We start from the raw sequence: 19,889 nt of genomic DNA, 5'->3' as shown, positions 1-19,889 counted from the left end.
GGAGAGGACCTGTTTCGCCGAGAGTTGACCCGAACGGAGGGGGATCCGACGGCGTGTCAGGTGACCGGTCCGATGATCGGAGGAGCGTGCTCAGAGGAGGGTGAGCTGCTCGGGGGCGGCCGCGAGGGACGGCTCCTCCGGTACGGGGACGCGGCGCGTCGCACCCCGGTGCGCGGGTCCGATGCCGAACTCGGCGGCCAGCTCGTGCACCTGACGGGTGATCCGGCGCTGGTACCACGTGGGCGCGTAGGCCCCGTCCGCGTACATCCGCTCGTACCGCCGCACCAGTCCGGGGTGGTGGCGCCGCAGCCACTGCATGAACCACTCGCGGGCGCCCGGCCGCAGGTGCAGTACCAGCGGGGTGACCGAGCTCGCCCCGGCCTCGGCGATCGCGCGGACCGTGTCGCGGAGCTGCTCGGGCCGGTCGCCGAGGAAGGGCACCACCGGCGCCATCAGGACCCCGCAGTCGATGCCGTGCGCGCCGAGCGTCCGGACCACGTCGAGCCTGCGCTGCGGGGAGGGGGTGCCGGGCTCGATCGTGCGCCACAGCTCCTGATCGGTGAAGCCGACGGAGACGGAGATGCCGACCTCGGTGACCCGGGCGGCCTGGGTGAGCAGCTCCAGGTCCCGCAGGATCAGCGTGCCCTTGGTGAGGATCGAGAAGGGGTTGGCGCGGTCGCGCAGGGCGGTGAGGATGCCCGGCATCAGGGCGTACCGGCCTTCGGCCCGCTGGTAGCAGTCGACGTTGGTGCCCATCGCGATGTGCGCGCCCTGCCAGCGGGCGGAGGAGAGCTGGCGGGCCAGGAGCTCCGGGGCGTTGATCTTGACGACGATCTGGGAGTCGAAGCCGAGCCCGGTGTCGAGGTCGAGGTAGCTGTGGGTCTTGCGGGCGAAGCAGTAGACACACGCGTGCGTGCACCCCCGGTAGGGGTTGACCGTCCACTCGAACGGCATCCGGGAGGCGCCGGGCACCCTGTTGAGGATCGAGCGGGCCCGTACCTCGTGGAAGGTGATGCCGCGGAACTCGGGGGTGTCGAAGGTCCGGGTGGTCACCGCGTCCGTGCCGAACAGGGCGATGTCGGCGGGAGCGGCGGGGGTGTCGCCCAGATTGTCCCAGCGCATGGGCGCCTCCTCGATGGCTCTGCGTCGACCGTTCACTCAGAATAGAACACCTGTTCCCTTGATCGTTGCAACCCGGATTTCGCACCCCGGAGCCCACGTGGTTCTCTAGGCCCACACCCCTGAGGAACCACGAGCTGGAGGAAGTCCATGGCGCAGGTCGAGGCCACCACGGAACGGATCATCGCCGCCGACGCGGAGACGGTGTTCGACGCGCTGGCCGACTACAGCGGCACGCGCGCGAAGCTGCTCCCCGAGCACTTCAGCGAGTACGAGGTGCGCGAGGGCGGCGACGGCGAGGGCACCCTCGTCCACTGGAAGCTGCAGGCCACGAGCAAGCGCGTCCGCGACTGCCTCCTGGAGGTCACCGAGCCCACCGACGGGCAGCTCGTCGAGAAGGACCGCAACTCCTCCATGGTCACCACCTGGCTCGTGACCCCGGCGGGCGAGGGCAAGTCCCGCGCCGTCGTCACCACGGTCTGGGACGGCGCCGGCGGCGTCGGCGGCTTCTTCGAGCGCACCTTCGCGCCCAAGGGCCTCGGCCGCATCTACGACGCGGTCCTCGCCAAGCTGGCGGACGAGGTCGAGAAGTAACGCCCGGAGCGTTCACCGATTCGAGTGGACCGCCCGCACCCCCGTCACGGCGCCCCCTGTGCGCCGGGGGCGCGGGCCCCCTCGTAAACGCGCTGATGAGCGACCCAAGTACGCCACACCGCAGGACCGTTCGGACCTTCGGACACCACTGACCTCCCGTACCGCCCGACTTGCTCCCCCTTCGCGCGCAATGCGAAGAATGGCGCGGCGCAGACGCCGTGACGAGGGGAGCAGGTACGTGGGTGCGATCACGATCGTGAAATCCGCCGAGGACGGAGAGGTGCCGGCGGACACGGGGGGCGCGGCACCGCTCGCCGCGGGCGGCCCGCCCACCGAACCCACCCCACCGCCCCACCCCGCCCGGGCCGACCACCTCGACCCCCGCCGCGTCCGGCTCGTCTTCTGCGGCCTGATGCTCGCCCTGCTCCTCGCCGCGCTCGAGCAGATGATCGTCGCCACCGCCCTGCCGAAGATCGTCGGCGAACTCCAGGGTCTCGACCGGATGTCCTGGGCCATCACCGCCTACCTGCTGACCGCCACCATCGGCCTGCCGGTCTACGGAAAGCTCGGCGACCTCCTCGGCCGCAAGGGCGTCTTCCTCTTCGCCATCGTCGTCTTCGTCATCGGCTCCGGACTCGCCGGCTGGTCCCGCAGCATGGACGAACTCATCGCCTTCCGCGCCATCCAGGGCATCGGCGCCGGAGGCCTGATGATCGGCGTCCAGGCGATCATCGCCGACATCGTCCCGGCCCGCGAACGCGGCCGCTACATGGGCCTGATCGGCGCCGCCTTCGGCCTCGCCTCCGTCGCGGGACCCCTGCTCGGCGGCTTCTTCACCGACCACGTCTCCTGGCGCTGGTGCTTCTACTTCAACGTGCCCTTCGGGCTCGTCACCCTCGCCGTCGTCGCCGTCGTCCTCGAACTCCCCAAGCCCACGGCACGCGCCCGCTTCGACGTCCTCGGCGCCCTCCTCCTCGCCGCCGCCTCCACCTGCCTGGTCCTGCTCACCAGTTGGGGCGGCACCGAGTACGCCTGGGACTCCCGCGTCGTCATCGCCCTCGCCTGCGGCGCCGCCGGAACCACCCTGCTCTTCCTGGTCGTCGAGCACTACGCACCCGAACCCCTCATCCCGCTCAGGCTGTTCCGCGACTCCGTCTTCACCGTGACCGCCCTCGTCGGCGCCGTCGTCGGCATCGCGCTCTTCGGCGCCGCCAGCTACCTCCCCAGCTTCCTGCAGATGGTCGAGGGTGCCACCGCCACCGAGTCCGGCCTCCTGATGCTGCCCCTCATGGGCGGCATCGTCATCGCCTCCGTCGTCTCCGGCCAACTCATCAGCCGCACCGGCCACTACAAGATCTACCCGCTGCTCGGCGGTGCCCTCTCCGCCCTCGGCATGTGGCTGCTCTCCCGCATGGACGCCGACACCCCGCGCCTCCAGCACAGCCTCTGGCAGGCCGTCCTCGGCACCGGCATCGGCCTCGTCATGCCGGTGCTCGTCCTCGCCGTACAGAACTCCGTACGCCCCAGTGACCTCGGCACCGCCACCAGCGCCCACAACTACTTCCGCCAGATCGGCGGCAGCGTCGGCGCCGCCGTCTTCGGCACCCTCTTCGCCTCCCGGCTCGACGACGCCCTCGGCGACCGGCTCGCCGGCGTCCTCGCCGGCGGCGCGACCTCCCTGCCGCCCGCCGAGTCCATCACCCCGCAGACGGTGCACACCCTGCCGCCCGCCGTACGCGACGCCTACATCCAGGCCTACGCGGACGCGATGCCGCGCATCTTCCTCTACCTCGTGCCGGTCCTCGTGCTCGGCCTCGTCCTCGCCTTCTTCCTCAAGGAGAAACCGCTGGTGACCCACCACAGCCCCACCACCGAGGCCACCGGAGCCGACGAGTCCGGCAGCGTCCAGGCCGTCCCGCACGCCCGGCACGCCGCCCCCGCGCCCGCCCCCTTCGCCGCCCCGCACTCCGGACTCCCCGTCTGCGGCACCGTCCAGCACCACGACGGCAGCCGCGTCCCCCGCGCCGCCCTCACCCTCATCGACGTCCAGGGCCGGCAGGTCGGCCGGGGCGCCAGCGGCGAGGACGGGCGGTACGCGCTGAGCGTCCCCGGCAACGGCGCGTACGTCCTCATCGCCGCGGCCGGCGGACACCAGCCCCAGGCCGTCTCCGTCACCGTCGGCGACCGGCCCGTCGAACTCGACGTCGTCCTCGGCGGCGCCGGCCGGCTCGCGGGCAGCGTCGTCACCGCCGACGGGACACCCGTACGGGACGCGGCCGTCACCCTCACCGACGTACGCGGCGAGGTCGTCGCCTCCACCCGCAGCGGACGCGAGGGCGGGTACGTCATCTCTGAACTGGTCGCCGGCGAGTACACACTCGCCGCCAGCGCCCCCGCCTTCCGGCCCGCGGCGCTCCCCGTCAGCGTCCAGTCCTCCCGCGAGACCCGCCAGGACATCGAACTCGCCGGCGGGGCGGTGCTGCGCGGCACCGTACGGGCAGGCGGCGGCCGCCCCGTCGAGGACGCCCGGGTCACCCTGCTCGACGCCGCCGGCAACGTCGTCGACACCCTCACCACCGGTCCCGACGGCACCTTCCGCTTCGTGGACCTGTCCTCCGGCGAGTACACCGTCATCGCCGCCGGATACCCGCCCGTCGCGACCGTCCTCCAGATGGCCGGCGGCGGCCGCACCGAGCGCGACCTCCAGCTCGGCCACCAGGACTGAGGAGCCCCCTCCCGGGGGTCAGGAGGCGGTCGTCGCCCTGCGCAGCGTGCTGATGCAGGAGCTGATCGCCTCCTGGAGGGCTTCGAGCCGCTGGAGCATGTCGTCCTCGAAGATCTCCTCCTCCAGGACCTCGTCGAGAGTCAGCTCCTCGAAGACCTTCGTCGCCTTCTGCAGGCTGCTGTAGAACTTCGTCCGCCGCTCCTGGACCCGCAGCGCCGGATCCTCCTCGACCGCCTTCGCGACCAGGCCCTTGACCGTGTCGTACGCCTCACCGGCCCACTCGCCCGCCTCCTCCGAGTCGTCGAGCTCGTCGAGGAGCGACAGATGCCTCTCGGCCTCGGCCCGCAGCTCGGCCGGCGCCTCCACGGTCTGCCCGGCCGGCGTCCTGATCTGGCCGTTCTCGACGATCTGGCGCACGTACCCGATGCGGTCGGCCGCCTTCGCCTCGCTCGCCACGGCCTTCTTCAGATCGTCGGTACGCGCGATGGCGCGGGCCATCTCGGTCTGCAGGGCCGGGTCCTCCTTCATCCGGTCGAGCAGTGCGCCGCGCGCCGCCTCCGCCGTCCCCGGGTCGGCGAGGATCGCGGCCCGCAGCGCCGTCGGGTTCTCGGCCACCTCCAGGGCCTTCGTCGGCCGGATGCCCTCCGCCTCGGCCGCCGCGCTGATCGCCTGGCCCCGCACGGACGAGGCGCTGTTGCGCGAGGTGTAGTACGACAGCCAGACGTCCGCGTCGGGCAGCTCGATGTCCTCGCCGGGAACGAGCACCTCGAACTGCGGGACGAGACCGTCGTCGGCCGCCATGTCCCAGGCCTTGTAGTAGCGCATGACCCGCTCCGGCGAGCACCCCGCGAGCTCGGCGAACGCCTTCGCCGAGACCTTCGCCGCGGCCGTCCCCTCGGCGGCCTGTCCGCCGGGACGGACGCTGCGCGCCACCTTGAGGGCGAAGGTCCAGCCGCCGGTGCGGGCGTAGACCCCGAAGTCCTGGGCGTCACGGACGACGACGGGGTCCAGGTCGGCGGTGTCCGGCGACTCGGCCAGGCTCGGGGTGTCCGCGTCGGCGTCTTCCGCCAGGTCCGGGGTGTCCGCGTCGGCGTCCTCCGCCAGGTCCGGGCGGTCGGCGCGGGTGGCGGGGGCCTGGACGGTTGCCCCCTGGGGAGCGTCGGCGAGGTCCTGGTGCTCGGACTGGGGGGCGGTCTCGAGCTGGGCGAGCGTGACGGTCACCGACGAGTCTCCTGAGGTGCGCGGGGGACGGATGCTTCCAAAGCAGCCTATACGTCCCCCCTGACCGAGAGCGCTCCCCTTCGCCGGCCGTCCACCGCACGCGAGTGCGCCCCGAGGCCCAGGGCGCGGGCGGCCACGAGATCGTCCGGTGTGTCGATGTCCAGACGTGCCCCCGGAACCTCCGCCACGTCCAGTTCCACCGCCCCGCTCGCCGCGTGGCGCTGCCGCGAGGCCCCCTCGAAGCGGGGCGTCAGAAGAGTGGGGACCCGGGCCGCCAGGACGGTGGTGCCGATGCCCGTGTGATCGGTGAGAAAGGCCCGCCGGTGACCGGCCGCGGCGCCGAGAACCCTGGTGAGCTCCTCGGGACGGAGCGCGGGAAGATCGGCCGTGAGGACGGCGACCGCACGGGCACCACGGACCGAGGCCCGGGCCGCACCGGCCCGGACGGCGGAGTTCAGCCCGCGCGGGGACAGCTCCTCGACGCACTCGGCACCGCGCTCCCGGGCCAGGGCGCGGGCCGACGGGTCGGCGGTCACGACGACGATCCGCGAGACCTCCGGCGTACGGGAGACCGACCGCAGCGTGTCGAGGAAGAAGGCCCGGGCCCAGTCGGTCCGGCTGTCACCGGCCCAGGCGGCGAGCCGGCTCTTGGCGAGGGGGAACGGCTTGACGGGAAGCAGCACGGTCCATCCGGCGGTCGTGATCATCCGTCAGCCTCCCAGCAGAGGCAGCAGTTCCGGGAGGTGTCCGTCGGAGGCGTGTGCCGTGCGCTGTCGTTCCTCCGGTACGGCGCCGTAGAGGGTGGTCCGGGGTTTGGCGGGGCGGCCTGCTGTTGCGGCGATGGCTTCGAGGTCGCGGATGGACCGGTAGGAGCCGTAGCTGGATCCGGCCATGCGGGAGATGGTCTCCTCCATGAGGGTGCCGCCGAGGTCGTTGGCGCCGGAGCGGAGCATGTCGGCGGCGCCTTCGGTGCCGAGTTTGACCCAGCTGGTCTGGATGTTGGGGATGTGGGGGTGCAGGAGGAGGCGGGCCATGGCGATGACGGCGCGGTTGTCGCGGTGGGTGGGGCCGGGGCGGGCGATGCCGGCGAGGTAGACGGGTGCGTTGGTGTGGATGAAGGGGAGGGTGACGAACTCGGTGAATCCTCCGGTCTCCTGCTGGATGCGCGAGAGGGTGCGGAGGTGGCCGAGCCAGTGGCGGGGCTGGTCGACATGTCCGTACATCATCGTGGAGGAGGAGCGGATGCCGAGTTCGTGGGCGGTGGTGACGACCTCGATCCAGGTGGCGGTGGGGAGTTTGCCCTTGGTCAGGACCCAGCGGACTTCGTCGTCGAGGATCTCGGCGGCGGTGCCGGGGATGGAGTCGAGCCCGGCTTCCTTGGCGGCGGTGAGCCATTCGCGGATCGAAAGGCCCGTCCTCGTGGCGCCGTTGACGACTTCCATGGGTGAGAAGGCGTGCACGTGCATGCCGGGGACACGCTGTTTGACGGCGCGGGCGATGTCGAAGTAGGCGGTGCCGGGCAGGTCGGGGTGGATGCCGCCCTGCATGCAGACCTCGACGGCACCGACGTTCCAGGCCTGTTCGGCGCGGTCGGCGACCTGGTCGAGGGAGAGGGTGTAGGCGTCGGCGTCGGTGCGGCGCTGGGCGAAGGCGCAGAAGCGGCAGCCGGTGTAGCAGACGTTGGTGAAGTTGATGTTCCGCGTCACGATGTACGTCACATCGTCACCGGAGACGGACTTCCGCACGTCGTCGGCGATACGGGTCAGCGCGTCGAGCGCCGGGCCGTCGGCGTGGAGCAGCGCCAGCGCCTGGGCGTCGGTGAGCTTGGTGGGGTCGTCGGCGGCGACGGCGAGGGCCTCGCGGACGTCGGAGTCGACACGCTCGGGCACCATCCCGGGGGCGGCTGCCTCCCGGAGCGCCTCCCAGTCGCCGTAGACCTCGTCGAAGTCGTCACGGCGGTCACGGGTGCGGCCGGTGGTGTCGATGGTGGCGTGCAGATCGGTCCGGCCGGACGCGGTGAACGCCTCGTCCGGCTCCTGCCACGGCAGACCACGCACCGGGGCGTCAGGATTCGCCAGGCCGGTGGCCGGATCGGCGAGGGCGCGGACGTGCGGGAGGAGACGCGGATCGAGCCACGGCTCACCCCGGGTGATGAACTCCGGATACACGCAGAGCCGTTCGCGCAGCTCGAAGCCGGCGGCGCGGGACTTCTCCGCGAGTTCCTCGATGCGGGGCCAGGGGCGTTCGGGGTTGACGTGGTCGATGGTGAGGGGGGAGACGCCGCCCCAGTCGTCGATGCCGGCGGCGATGAGGCGCTCGTAGGCGGAGTCGACGAGGTTGGGCGGGGCCTGCAGGCAGGCGGAGGGGCCCATGATGTGCCGGGCGACGGCGACGGTCGCGACCAGGTCGTCGAGCTCGGCGTCCGGCATGCCGCGCATGGCCGTGTCCGGTTTGGCACGGAAGTTCTGGATGATCAGCTCCTGGACGGAGTGATACGCCCGCGAGACCCGCCGCAGCGCGAACAGCGACTCCGCCCGCTCCTCCAGCGTCTCCCCGATCCCAAGCAGCAGCCCGGAGGTGAAGGGGACCGAGGACCGCCCCGCATCCTCAAGGACACGGAGGCGGACGGCGGGCTCCTTGTCCGGGGAGCCGTGGTGGGGGCCGCCGGGCTCCGACCACAGGCGGGTCGCGGTCGTCTCCAGCATCATCCCCATCGACGGCGCGACGGGCTTGAGCCGCTGGAAGTCCGTCCACGACATCACCCCGGGGTTCAGGTGCGGCAGCAGCCCCGTCTCCTCCAGGATGCGGATGGCCATCGCCCGGACATAGGCGATGGTGTCGTCGTATCCGTGGGCGTCGAGCCATTCACGGGCCTCGGGCCAGCGGTCCTCGGGCTTGTCCCCGAGGGTGATCAGCGCCTCCTTGCAGCCCAGCTCCGCGCCGCGCCGGGCGACGTCGAGGACCTCGTCCGGCGACATGAACATCCCGTGCCCGTCGCGGCGGAGCCTGCCGGGGACGGTGACGAAGGTGCAGTAGTGGCACTTGTCCCGGCACAGGCGGGTCAGCGGTATGAACACACTCTTGGAGTACGTGATGACACCCGGCCGCCCGGCCGCCGCGAGCCCGGCATCCCGCACCCGCCCCGCGGACGCGACCAGATCCGCCAGATCCTCCCCCCGCGCCCGCAACAGCACGGCCGCCTCACCGACATCGAGCGCGACCCCGTCCCTGGCCCGCTTCAGAGCACGGCGCATGGCATTCGCGGTGGGGGCGGGGTGCGAGGAGCTCACTGAGGGCCTTTCTGCGGTACGGGTAGGGAGGACTGAGGCGGCTCGCGACGCCTATGCGGCCGCCTCCGCGGCCAGGTGGTCGTCGCGGCGGATGACGCGGGAGCTGTTGCGGAGCCCGGCCTCGGTGCGGACCAGGACGTCCTGGACGGTGACGCTCTGCTCCAGCCGGTTGGAGCCGTCGGCGGAGGTGACGCTCACGACGGCGTAGTAGGCGGTGTGCAGGGCCTCGTGACCGTCGCTCTCCACCGTGAGCATGTCGAACCAGTGACGCGGCTGACCGCCGTGGAAGCGGCCCGCGGCCGCCTCGGCGGCCTTGGCGATCAGCGCGGGGCCCTCCAGGGCGCCGGCGCCGGCGGGAGTGAACACGCCGTCCTCGGTGAACGTGGCGCCGAAGCCCGCGAAGTCGTTGCCGTCGAGCAGACGCATCTGCCGTGCGTAGAACTGCTGGACCTCCACGTACACATCGGCGGTCACGGGCGTGGACACGGTCTCGGCCATGGTGCGTGCTCCCTCGGGTGCGGTGCTCGACGTGGGCACCGAGCCTGCCCCGACGGCCTGGAGAGGTGGTCGAGCGACGGCTGAGCCCACCGCCCGCCCGCGCCCCGGTGGCCCCGGACCGCCCCGCCCCCGTCGCCCCGGGCCCCCGCCCGTCCGAGCCCTGTTCGAGCATGCTTCGAGGGGGCTCGACGACCGTGACACGCGCCGATCGCCACCCATTCTCTGGAGGACCGTCCATGACCGCCGCCTTCACCCTCGCCGAGTTCCGCGCCATCGTGGACGCCTGCTTCGACGGCGCCGAGGCCGCCGCGCTCGAGGAGTCCGTCCTGGACAAGGAGTTCGCCGATCTCGGCTACGACTCGCTCACGGTCTACGAGATCGTGGTGCGCATCCAGGACGACTTCCCCGTCACCGTCCCCGACGAGAAGCTCGACGAGCTGAAGACGCCCGCCGCGCTCATCGCGTACGTCTCCGATCAGCTCGCGGTCGCCTGAGCCGCGCGGGTCCGGACGCGTGGGGACGTCCGGACCCGGTGGCTCGCCAGGACGTCCAGGGCCTCCCCGAGCGCGCCGAGGTCGTCGCCGCCGGCCGGTCCGGCCAGCAGCGGGACGACCACGCTCGTCCCCGACCTGACGGACGGATGCCGGCGTGCCGGGGCGGTCAGCGATCGGTCCGCGCTCGCGTCGAGCAGGATCAGACCCGTGTCGGGTCCGTCGGGCGTGCCGTCGAGCAGCGCCCGCAGCGCGGGCCAGTACAGCACCGGCAGCGCCAACTGGCCTGCCCAGAAGCCGGGATCGGTCGCCTCCTCCGCACGCAGCCACCGCGCCGTACGGGTCGAGAGCAGCGGCCTCGCCGGGGCGCGCAGCGGTACGTGGGACAGCGCCCGCGCGTATGTCTCGGCGGCCCCGGCGAGGGACGGTGAGTGGAAGGCGTGTCCGGAGCGCAGCGCGCGGACGACCATTCCTGCCGCCGCGAGTCGTTCGGAGGTCCGGCTGAGGGCGCCGGAGGGTCCCGCGAGGACGGTCTGCCGCGGTCCGTTGACCGCGGCGACCGCCGCCCCCGGCGTGAGCAGCGGCTCCACATCGGCCACGGCGGCGCCGACGGCCAGCATGCCGCCGCCGGTGCGGCCGGCGAGGGCCCTGCGGCGGGCGGCCATGACCTGCGCCGCGTCCCCGGGCGAGAACACCCCGGCGAGGGCGGCCGCGGCCAGCTCGCCGACGCTGTGGCCGAGCAGCACGTCGGGGGCGTGACCGCTCAGTGCCGTCACGCACCGGCCGAGCGCGTGTCCGACCCCGAAGAGCAGGGGCTGCGACACCAGGGCGTCGTCGAGCGACGGGTTGGGCGCGGGCCGCAGCCACTCCTCGCGCAGCCGGGCGCCCTCCGGCCCCAGGGCCGCCAGGAACGAGTCCATCGGCGCCGCGAACTCCGGCACCGCCTCGTACAGGCCGGCGGCCATGCGTTCGCGCTGCGCACCCTGGCCGGGCAGCAGCAGGACGGTGCGGCGGGACATCACTTCACGGCCTCCCGGGTCGGGCGTCCGGACCCGGCGGGCCCGGAGGGGCGACCCCAGCCTCACCGGGCCGCCTCGACGGGGACTGGAACCGCGCTGGAGGGAGCGGGCGCCCCGCTGCGGTCGCCCAAGTCCTCTGCCGGGCAGTGCAGTTCGCGCCAGCGGGACTCGAGCGGGCTTTGAGGGCGCCCGCACACAGTCGTCGACATCGTCCACTCAGGAGGGGGCTCGTCCAGTGAACCGACGTGTGGCCATCACCGGCATCGGAGTAGTGGCACCGGGAGGTGTGGGCAAGAAGGCCTTCTGGGAGCAGCTGACAGCCGGACGCACGGCGACGCGGACCATCTCCTTCTTCGACGCCTCGCGCTTTCGCTCCCAGGTGGCGGCGGAGGTGGACTTCGTGCCGGAACGGCACGGTCTGGGGCCGCGGGAGATACGGCGGATGGACCGGGCCGCGCAGTTCGCCGTCGTCAGCGCCCACGAGTGCCTGGCCGACAGCGGACTGGACTTCGCCGAACTCGACCCGCACCGGGTCGGGGTCAGCGTCGGCAGCGCGGTCGGCGGTACGACCGGCCTCGAGCGCGAGTACCTCGTGCTCAGCGACAGCGGACGGTTGTGGGAGGTGGACAGCGGCTACGTCTCGCCGCACCTCTACGACGCGTTCGTACCGAGCTCGCTCGCGGCCGAGGTGGCGTGGGCGTGCGGGGCCGAGGGCCCGGCGACGGTGGTGTCCACCGGCTGCACCTCGGGACTCGACTCCGTGGGCTACGCGCGTGACCTGATCGCGGAGGGCAGCGCCGACGTGATGATCGCCGGCGCCGCAGACACCCCGATCTCGCCGATCGCCGCGGCCTGCTTCGACGCGATCAAGGCGACGACGCCGCGCAACGACGACCCGGAGCACGCCTCCCGGCCCTTCGACCGCACGCGCAACGGCTTCGTCCTCGCCGAGGGGGCCGCGATGTTCGTCCTGGAGGAGGTCGAGCACGCCAAGGCCCGGGGCGCGCACATCTACGGCGTGATCGGCGGCTACGCCACGCGCTGCAACGCGTACCACATGACCGGTCTCAAGGCCGACGGCCGCGAGATGGCCGAGGCGATCCGGCACGCCATGAACGAGGCGCGACTCGCCCCGCAGGGCGTGGACTACGTCAACGCGCACGGCTCCGGAACCAAGCAGAACGACCGGCACGAGACCGGCGCGTTCAAGGAGACCCTGGGCGCCCACGCGTACGACGTCCCCATCAGTTCCATCAAGTCGATGGTCGGCCACTCCCTCGGCGCGATCGGGTCGATCGAGATCGCGGCCTGCGCCCTCGCCATGGAGCACGGAGTGGTCCCGCCCACCGCCAACCTGCATGAACCCGACCCCGAGTGCGACCTCGACTACGTGCCGAACGAGGCGCGCGAGCGGAAGGTCGACGCCGTCCTCAGCGTGGGCAGCGGCTTCGGAGGCTTCCAGTCCGCGATGGTCCTCACCCGCGAGGAGGCGGGCCGATGAGCGCTCCCACCACCACCGACGCCGCCACGACCCTTCCCGCCACGACCGCCGCCGGGTCGACCGGCGCGGAGCGGTCCGCTCCCGTCGTCACCGGCATCGGGGTGATCGCCCCCAACGGCCTCGACACCGAGAGCTGGTGGCGGGCCACCCTGAGCGGCGAGCACGGGATCAGGACCGTGGAGGACTACGACGCCTCCTCGTACCCGACCACCCTCGTCGGACGGATCACCGGCTTCGACGCCGCCGAGCACCTGCCCGGCCGGCTGCTGCCCCAGACGGACCGGGTGACCCGGCTCGCGCTGACCGCGGCCGACCGCGCCCTCGCCGAGTCCGGCGCGGACCTCGAGTCGATGCCCGAGTACGGGATGGGAGTCGTCACCTCCAACGCCACCGGCGGCTTCGAGTTCACCCACCGGGAGATCCGCAAGCTCTGGACGGAGGGTCCGCAGCGGGTCAGCGTCTACGAGTCCTTCGCCTGGTTCTACGCGGTCAACACCGGCCAGATCTCCATCCGCAAGGGTCTGCGCGGCCCGAGCGGCGTCCTGGTCGGCGAGCAGGCCGGCGGCCTCGACGCCATCGGCCACGCCTGCCGCACCCTGCGCGGCGGCGGAGTCCTCTCCGTCACCGGGGGAGTGGAGTCCGCGCTCGACCCGTGGGGCCTGGTCTCGCACATCGCCAGTGGACGGCTCTCCCGCGCCACCGACCCGCGCGCCGCCTATCTGCCCTTCGACACCCGGGCGGCCGGGTACGTGCCGGGCGAGGGCGGGGCCATCCTGGTCCTGGAGGACGCCGGTTCCGCCGCCGCGCGCGGCGCCACCCCGTACGGCGAGATCGCCGGCTACGGGGCGACCTTCGATCCGAAGCCGGGCTCCGGCCGGCCGGCCGGTCTCGGGCGCGCCGCCCGCACCGCCCTCGAACGGGCCGGTGTCACCCCCGGCGAGGTGGACGTGGTCTTCGCCGACGCGGCGGCCGTGCCCGAGCTGGACGACGCCGAGGCCGCCGCCGTCGAGGAGATCTTCGGGCCGTACGGGGTCCCCGTGACCGCGCCCAAGACGCTCACCGGCCGGCTGACCGGAGGCGGCCCGCCGCTGGACGTGGCGGCGGCCCTGCTCGCCATCCGCGACGGCGTCCTGCCGCCCACCTTCCACATCGAGCGCCCGGTCGCCCGGCACCGCCTCGACCTGGTGCGGGACGTGCCGCGCGAGGCGCGGGTGCGGACCGCCCTGGTCCTCGCCCGCGGGTACGGCGGCTTCAACTCGGCCGTCGTGGTCCGCGCGCCGCGCTCCGCCCGCTGAACCACCACCCACCGTTCCGCTGTTCCGACCGTTTCCCGCTCCGACCAGACCGCAGAGAGGTCCGACATGAGCCTGATGACCTTCGACGACCTGAAGAAGATCCTTGCCGAGTGCGCGGGGGAGGACGAGACGACCGGCCTGGCGGCGGACGCCCTCGACACCCCGTTCACCGACCTCGGCTACGACTCCCTCGCCCTCCTGGAGGCGGCGGCCCTCGCCGGGCAGCGCTTCGGCGCCGAGCTCACCGACGACGAGGTCACGTCGATCGTGACGCCGCGCGAGTTCCTGGACCGCGTCAACGTGGTGCCCGCCACCGCCGCGTGACGCGCGGCGCGGCGGGGCCGTCGCGGTCGCGCGCCGCCTGCCGTCGCGTTCCCGGACTGTGCGGACGGGAACGCGACGGCGGGCGCGCCGCCTTCCGTTCCGGCCCCCCGTATCCCCTTTCCCTCTCCCCGTACGAGGAGCAGCAGCCATGACCACATCAGCACCCGGCGGACGCGGTGTCGCCCTCGTCACCGGAGCCACCCGCGGCATCGGTCTCTCGGTCGCCTCGGTGCTCGCCGAGCGCGGGCACCCGGTCTTCCTCTGTGCCCGCGACGCGTCCGCCGTCGCCGACACCGTCAAGGATCTGCGCGGCCGCGGCTACGAGGCGGACGGCGCCGCCTGCGACGTGACCTCGCCGGAGAGTGTGCGCGACTGGGTGGCGGCCGCCGTCGAGCGGTACGGCCCGGTCGAGGTCCTGGTGAACAACGCCGGCCGCAGCGGCGGCGGTGTCACCGCGGAGATCCCCGACGAGCTCTGGTACGCCGTCATCGACACGAACCTCAACAGCGTGTTCCTGGTGACCAAGCAGGTTCTCACCACCGGCCGGATGCGCGAGCTGTCCAGCGGCCGGATCATCAACATCGCCTCCACCGGAGGCAAGCAGGGCGTCGTGTTCGGGGCCCCGTACTCGGCGTCCAAGCACGCCGTCGTCGGCTTCACCAAGGCCCTCGGCCTTGAGCTCGCCAAGAGCGGCATCACCGTCAACGCCGTCTGCCCGGGGTACGTCGAGACCCCGATGGCCGCGAACGTCCGCAGCCACTACGCGCGGATCTGGGACACCACCGAGGAAGCCGTCCTGGAGCGCTTCGAGGCCAAGATCCCGCTCGGCCGCTACACCGAACCGGAAGAGGTCGCCGGGCTCGTCGGCTACCTCGTCTCGGACACCGCCGCCGCCATCACCGCGCAGGCGCTCAACGTCTGCGGCGGACTGGGGAACTACTGATGGGAGCCCCCATGCCCGGACCCGACGCCCGCTCCGCCGTGCACACGGCCGACCTGGACGCCCCGCCGGAGAACGCGTACCGGCTCGTCGCCGACGTGCTGCACTGGCCCCTGCTCTTCTCGCCGTGCATCTGGTCGCAGGTGCTCGACGCGGCCCCGGCGCAGGTCGCGCCGGCCTCCGAGCCCGCCTCGCCGTCCGCCACCGGCGCCGAGCCCGTCGTCGGGGCGCCGCCGCGCCCGTTCGCGGGCCTGGGCGCCACCGACGAGCGCATCCGGCTCTGGGCGGTGGTCGGCACCGGGGTCCGCAGCTGGACCTCGCGCCGCACCCTCGATCCGGCCGCCCTGCGGGTGGACTTCGCCCAGCAGGAGCCTGCGGCCCCGATCGTCCGGATGAGCGGCCACTGGTCCTTCGGCACGGAGCCCGGCACCCCCGCGACGACGCACCGGCTCGCGCTGCACCACGCGTGGGCGACCGAGGGCGGCCAGGAGGTCGGCGACCGCATCGAGGCGGCGCTCGACCACAACAGCAGGGAGGAGATCGCGGCGGTCAAGGCGTGGGCCGAGCGCCCGCAGGCCCCCGAGGAGCTGATCTTCTCCTTCAGCGACGCCCTGCTCGTCGACGGGCCGGTGAGCGAGGTGTACGACTTCCTCTACCGCGCCGACCTGTGGCCCGCCCGGCTGCCGCACGTGGCCGCGCTCGACGTGGAGACCGCGCCCGAGTCCCCGGCCGGCACCGATGTCGAGGTGCAGACCATGGACATGAGGACGAAGGGGGCCGACGGTTCGGTGCACGCCACCCAGTCCGTGCGGCTCTGCTTCGCCGACCGCCGGATCGTCTACAAGCAGACCACCGTTCCCCGCGGGCTGCTCGGCCACACCGGCGAGTGGCTCTTCGAGGAGACACCGGCGGGAACCCTGGTGACCGCCCGTCATCAGGTGGCGCTCGATCCCGGCGCGCTGGAAGGGGTCTTCGGCCCCGGAACCACCCTGGAGTCGGCTCGCCGGCTGGTGCGCGACGCCCTCGGCGGCAACAGCCGCCGCACCCTCGGTGAGGCCCGGCGGCACGTCGAGAGCCTCGGGGAGGCCGTCCGGTGACGGAGACCCTGCCCGGGGCGGCCCCGGACCGGTCGGCCCCCGTCGCGCCGCCGGGGCCGCCCCGTACGGAGAGGCCCGGCGCGGCCCCGGGGCCGCCCCGTACGGAGGAACTCGCCTCCGGGGTGTACGCGTACATCCAGCCCGACGGCGGCTGGTGCGTGAGCAACTCCGGGGTGCTGATCGGCGACGACGGGGTCACCGTGGTCGACACCACCGCCACCGAGGACCGGGCGCGCGCGCTGCGCGCGGCCGTCGGCGCGCTCACTCCGGCGCCCGTCCGCCTCGTGGTCAACACCCACTTCCACGGCGACCACACCTTCGGGAACGCCGTCGTCGGCGACGGCCGGGCGGCCGTCGTCGCCCACGAGCGGCTGCGCGACGAGGCCGCCGCCGCCGGGCTCGGCCTCACCGGCCTGTGGCCAGGGGTGCACTGGGGCGACGTGTCGGTGACCCTGCCCCACCTCACGTACAAGGACCGCCTCACCCTCCACCTGGGGGAGGGGCACCGGGCCGAGCTGTTCCACCCCGGCCCGGCGCACACCACCAACGACACCCTCGTCTGGCTGGCCCGTGAGCGGGTCCTCTTCGCCGGCGACGTCGTCATGCCCGGCTGCACGCCGTTCGTCCTCATGGGCTCGATCGAGGGCAGCCTGCGCGCCCTCGACCGGCTCGGCGAACTCGGCCCGCGGGTGATCGTCGGCGGCCACGGTCCGGTCTCCGGTCCCGAGGTGCTGCGGGAGACGGCGGAGTACCTGCGCTGGGTCCGCCGGATCGCCGAGCAGGGCCGGGCCGGGGGACTGACCCCGCTGCAGACCGCGCGGGAGTACGCCCCCGGACCGTTCGGCCACTGGCAGGACCCGGAGCGGCTCGTCGGAAACCTCCACCGGGCGTACGCGGAGCTGGCCGGCGAGCCCCTGGGGAGCCCGCTCGACGTGGTGGGGATCTTCGGGGAGCTGGTGGAGTTCAACGGCGGTGTGCTGCCCACCTGTTACGCGTGAACACCGCCGGCCCGCCCGGTCGGGACGGCCGTCCGGGACCGCTGGCCGGCCTGCTGCCCCCGTGGGCGGCCGGGGCCGAGGCCCTCGGTCCCGGGCCGCTGCCCTGGCTGTACGCGGAGGAGGACGAGCAGCTCGCCGAGGGTGTCGTCGACGCGCGCTGGACGGAGTTCGCCACCGCGCGGATGTGCGCCCGCCGGGCACTCCTCGGGCTCGGCGCCGCCCCCGGCCCGCTGCTGCGCGGCAGCCGCGGCGAACCGCTCTGGCCGGCCGGGGTCGTCGGCAGCATCACCCACCGCGCGGGCTACCGCGCGGCGGTCGTGGGCCCGGCGGATGCGACGGTCGCGCTCGGCATCGACGCCGAGCCGGCCGTCGCGCTGCGTCCGGGGGTGCTGCGCCGGATCGCCCTGCCGGCGGAGCACGCCCGTCTCGCCGCGCTGCCGTCCGTCCCCGGCCTGCCGTGGGACACGCTGCTGTTCTGTGCCAAAGAGGCGGCGTACAAGGCCTGGTATCCGCTGGCGCGCGTCCCGCTGGGTTTCCACTCGGCCGAGGTCCGATTCCACCCGGAGCGCTCGGCGGTCACCGTGCGACCGGTCGCGGTGCCGCCGGCCCCCGAGCGGGCGAACAGCCGGCCGTACGGGGCGGCCGGGTCGGCGGAGCCGTCTCCGCGGGCCGGGTCGCCGGAGCCGGCACCGGCGGACCCGCGGGCCGCGGCAACCGGCGGCGCGGTGGCACCTGGCGGCCGCGTGGCACCTGGCGACCCCGGAGTGCCCGGCGACTCCGGAGTGCCCGGCAGCCCCGCGGTGCCGGGGGGCGCCGCGGGGCTGCCGCTGCTGGAGGGCGGTTACGCCGCGGCGGACGGCCTGCTGGTCGTGCTGCTCACAGCCGCTGTTCCGCGTAGGCACCGGCCGCCGCCTCGAACTGCAGCGCGATGTGCGTCGAGCCGGAGTTCACGTCCCGCCAGAAACGCTGGATCGGTCGGTCGGTGAGCTGACCGCTCGTCCCGGCCGTGCGGAAGAACCGGTCGACGGCGGAGACGAGCAGCTCCACCGCGTACGCGCAGTCGCGCAGGTTCCGGGTCCGCTCCAGACGGGTCACCGCCGCGCCCCGGTCGGCGACGGCGGCGCAGCGTTCGAGCAGCAGGTGCGCGGAGTCGATCTCGGCGACCGAACGGGCGAGGGTGTCGGCGTAGGACGCGCGGCTGGGGCCCGGGGCTCCGGTCCGACCGGCCGTCGCCGCCGTCTTCGCCGCCACGTGCTCCGTCCAGGCCCGCTGGGTGCCGCGGGCCGCGCCGAGCAGCGGGGCGGCGAACGACAGCCCGTTCGCCGCTTCCAGGGGCACGGTGTGACAGGGGGCCTCGGAGTCCGCCGGCCGGCCCGAGAGCAGGTCGGCGCGGAGGAAGGTGCGCTCCGCCGGTACGAGGAGCCGGTCGACCACGACGGTGTTGCTGCCGGTGCCGCTCATGCCGACGCTGTCCCAGCTCTCGACGACGTCGAACTCGGCGCGGGGCACGGCGAAGACCAGCGGGACCGGCGCGCCGTCGCCGGTGAGGGTGCCGCACAGCAGCGCCCAGTCCGCGAAGTCGACACCGCTGATGTACGGCCAGCGGCCGGTCAGCCGGTAGCCGCCCGGCGCCCGCTGGGCGGTCCCGAAGGGGGAGAGGGAGCCGACGACGAGGGTGTCGGGCCCCTCGTCCCACACGTCCTTGCGGCCCTGCGCGGGAAGGTACGCGGCCATCCGGGCGAGGTTCGCCGCCAGCGAGGCACACCAGGCGGTGGCGGTGCACGACTCGCCGAGGGTGACGACCGCGCGGGTCAGCTCCTCGAAGTTCCCGGCCCGGCCGCCGTGTTCCACGGGGACGAAGTGGCGGGCGAAGCCGGCGTCCAGCACGGCCCGCATCGCCTCGGGGTGGAGCCGCCGCAGGCTCTCGGTCTCGGCGGCGAGGCGGCCCGCCACCTCGGCGGCGCGCACGGCGCTCACCGCGACCCCGGTGTCGAGGGGCGACTCCGGGCGTGGGGGCAGATTGTCCAGCATCGTCGATGCCTCCTTTTCGGCCTTGCGCACAGTCCTGCCCACGGTGGCGGGCGGCGGTCGCGCAGGGCTCGAGGAGGGATCGATTCGCGGCCCGGACGTCAGGCGCCGGCCGCGAGCCCGCGGAGCAGGTCGTCGAGGCCGGCCTTGATCCGGTCGGTGCCGAAGCCCCGTTCGTCGAGTTGGTACGCGATGAGGCTGGGCGTGAAGGGGGCGAGCAGCGCGTCGGCGAGGCAGTCGCCGTCGCGGTCCGGGGCCAGCTCGGTGAGGAGACCGGCGAGGTGGGCGTGCTGGGCGCCGTACGGAGCGCTCGCGTAGCGGGCGGCCGGGGCGCTGGCCTCAGCGAGCAGCAGCAGCTCGCGCTGTTCCACGACCAGGTCGACGAGGGCGTGGAGGAAGGCGCGGGCCCGCTCCAGGGGAGGGGCCCCCGGGCCCAGCGGCGGGGGGCCGCACAGCGTCTCGCGGAACCGGCGCTCGCGGTCCTCCAGGAGGGCGAAGACGAGTCCGGCCCGGTCGCCGAAGCGGCGGTAGACGGTGCCGACACCGACGTCGGCGGCTTTGGCCACGGCGTCTAGGGAGAGATCGGCGGCGCCCTCCGCGGCCACGATGCGGGCGGCGACGTCGAGGATCTTGCGGCGGTTGCGGGCCGCGTCGGCTCTCTCGGGGGTCGGCTCGGTCATGGCCCGAGCATATCGGAGAGTTCTCCGTTTCGAGTTGTGAAGCGGAGGAGCCTCCGTATACGCTCGTAA

General features: G+C 73.5%; 18 protein-coding genes. 10 read left to right on the top strand and 8 right to left on the bottom strand.

What is annotated here, in order from left to right; all coding sequences use genetic code 11:
• Positions 1-90 precede the first annotated feature (90 nt).
• Entirely contained in the window at positions 91-1,122 is a 1,032-nt protein-coding gene (locus ACIP84_RS07050; RefSeq protein ID WP_401795428.1) for an Rv2578c family radical SAM protein, read from the bottom strand.
• Between the two features lie 147 nt (positions 1,123-1,269).
• Here ACIP84_RS07050 and ACIP84_RS07045 point away from each other — a divergent pair, with 147 nt between their 5' ends.
• Together ACIP84_RS07045 and ACIP84_RS07040 are read left to right on the top strand one after the other, a co-directional pair.
• On the top strand, positions 1,270-1,713 hold the full coding sequence (locus tag ACIP84_RS07045) for an SRPBCC family protein (protein ID WP_073907439.1): 444 nt from the start codon (positions 1,270-1,272) through the stop codon (positions 1,711-1,713).
• Positions 1,714-1,951: 238 nt separating this feature from the next.
• Positions 1,952-4,438, top strand: a complete 2,487-nt coding sequence (locus ACIP84_RS07040) for an MFS transporter (RefSeq protein ID WP_401795425.1) — start codon at positions 1,952-1,954, stop codon at positions 4,436-4,438.
• Between the two features lie 18 nt (positions 4,439-4,456).
• Here ACIP84_RS07040 and ACIP84_RS07035 read toward each other — a convergent pair whose 3' ends face one another.
• From ACIP84_RS07035 to ACIP84_RS07020, 4 genes are all read right to left on the bottom strand, one after another.
• Positions 4,457-5,476, bottom strand: a complete 1,020-nt coding sequence (locus ACIP84_RS07035) for a hypothetical protein (RefSeq protein ID WP_401795719.1) — start codon at positions 5,474-5,476, stop codon at positions 4,457-4,459.
• A gap of 230 nt (positions 5,477-5,706) precedes the next feature.
• Positions 5,707-6,366, bottom strand: coding sequence for a 2-phospho-L-lactate guanylyltransferase (cofC, locus tag ACIP84_RS07030; protein WP_401795422.1), 660 nt, complete (start codon positions 6,364-6,366; stop codon positions 5,707-5,709).
• Positions 6,367-6,369: 3 nt separating this feature from the next.
• Positions 6,370-8,913 carry a bifunctional FO biosynthesis protein CofGH gene (locus tag ACIP84_RS07025; protein ID WP_401795419.1) on the bottom strand — a complete coding sequence of 848 codons (2,544 nt, stop codon included), beginning with the start codon at positions 8,911-8,913 and terminating at the stop codon, positions 6,370-6,372.
• Positions 8,914-9,000: 87 nt separating this feature from the next.
• Positions 9,001-9,447, bottom strand: a complete 447-nt coding sequence (locus tag ACIP84_RS07020) for a nuclear transport factor 2 family protein (RefSeq protein ID WP_401795416.1) — start codon at positions 9,445-9,447, stop codon at positions 9,001-9,003.
• A 236-nt stretch (positions 9,448-9,683) separates the two neighbouring features.
• Here ACIP84_RS07020 and ACIP84_RS07015 point away from each other — a divergent pair, with 236 nt between their 5' ends.
• The gene (locus tag ACIP84_RS07015) at positions 9,684-9,941 is read left to right on the top strand and encodes a phosphopantetheine-binding protein (RefSeq protein WP_401795413.1); all 258 of its coding nucleotides are present in this window, start codon (positions 9,684-9,686) and stop codon (positions 9,939-9,941) included.
• On the opposite strand, the gene ACIP84_RS07010 is transcribed toward ACIP84_RS07015, so the two are convergent.
• Positions 9,923-10,957 (bottom strand): acyltransferase domain-containing protein, encoded by a 1,035-nt coding sequence (locus tag ACIP84_RS07010; RefSeq protein WP_401795410.1) that lies wholly within the window; start codon positions 10,955-10,957, stop codon positions 9,923-9,925. The genes ACIP84_RS07015 and ACIP84_RS07010 overlap by 19 nt on opposite strands.
• A 235-nt stretch (positions 10,958-11,192) precedes the next feature.
• Here ACIP84_RS07010 and ACIP84_RS07005 point away from each other — a divergent pair, with 235 nt between their 5' ends.
• The 7 genes from ACIP84_RS07005 (at position 11,193) to ACIP84_RS06975 (ending at position 18,098) form a co-directional block, all read left to right on the top strand.
• The gene (locus ACIP84_RS07005; RefSeq protein WP_355958785.1) at positions 11,193-12,458 is read left to right on the top strand and encodes a beta-ketoacyl-[acyl-carrier-protein] synthase family protein; all 1,266 of its coding nucleotides are present in this window, start codon (positions 11,193-11,195) and stop codon (positions 12,456-12,458) included.
• Positions 12,455-13,753, top strand: a complete 1,299-nt coding sequence (locus tag ACIP84_RS07000; RefSeq protein WP_401795407.1) for a ketosynthase chain-length factor — start codon at positions 12,455-12,457, stop codon at positions 13,751-13,753. Before ACIP84_RS07005 ends, ACIP84_RS07000 begins: the two co-directional genes overlap by 4 nt.
• A gap of 66 nt (positions 13,754-13,819) precedes the next feature.
• Entirely contained in the window at positions 13,820-14,077 is a 258-nt protein-coding gene (locus ACIP84_RS06995; protein ID WP_401795404.1) for a phosphopantetheine-binding protein, read from the top strand.
• Positions 14,078-14,225: 148 nt separating this feature from the next.
• Positions 14,226-15,020: a 3-oxoacyl-ACP reductase FabG gene (gene fabG / locus ACIP84_RS06990; RefSeq protein ID WP_401795401.1), complete on the top strand. Its 795-nt coding sequence runs from the start codon at positions 14,226-14,228 to the stop codon at positions 15,018-15,020.
• Positions 15,021-15,031: 11 nt separating this feature from the next.
• Positions 15,032-16,114: an aromatase/cyclase gene (locus ACIP84_RS06985; protein WP_401795397.1), complete on the top strand. Its 1,083-nt coding sequence runs from the start codon at positions 15,032-15,034 to the stop codon at positions 16,112-16,114.
• A 122-nt stretch (positions 16,115-16,236) separates the two neighbouring features.
• Entirely contained in the window at positions 16,237-17,112 is an 876-nt protein-coding gene (locus tag ACIP84_RS06980; protein ID WP_401795716.1) for an MBL fold metallo-hydrolase, read from the top strand.
• Positions 17,109-18,098 (top strand): 4'-phosphopantetheinyl transferase, encoded by a 990-nt coding sequence (locus ACIP84_RS06975; protein WP_401795394.1) that lies wholly within the window; start codon positions 17,109-17,111, stop codon positions 18,096-18,098. The genes ACIP84_RS06980 and ACIP84_RS06975 overlap by 4 nt, the downstream gene beginning before the upstream one ends.
• Here ACIP84_RS06975 and ACIP84_RS06970 read toward each other — a convergent pair.
• Together ACIP84_RS06970 and ACIP84_RS06965 are read right to left on the bottom strand one after the other, a co-directional pair.
• Positions 17,989-19,143, bottom strand: a complete 1,155-nt coding sequence (locus ACIP84_RS06970; protein WP_355958796.1) for an acyl-CoA dehydrogenase family protein — start codon at positions 19,141-19,143, stop codon at positions 17,989-17,991. The two genes, ACIP84_RS06975 and ACIP84_RS06970, sit on opposite strands and share 110 nt — an antisense overlap.
• Before the next feature lie 98 nt (positions 19,144-19,241).
• Entirely contained in the window at positions 19,242-19,820 is a 579-nt protein-coding gene (locus ACIP84_RS06965) for a TetR/AcrR family transcriptional regulator (RefSeq protein WP_401795392.1), read from the bottom strand.
• Positions 19,821-19,889: the final 69 nt, after the last annotated feature.

It is taken from the genome of Streptomyces sp. NPDC088707 (assembly GCF_044752725.1).
In the GTDB taxonomy this organism is placed as follows: Bacteria; Actinomycetota; Actinomycetes; order Streptomycetales; family Streptomycetaceae; genus Streptomyces.
Note: the sequence above shows the minus strand (reverse complement) of the source record. Positions and strands in the feature narration are given on the sequence as shown.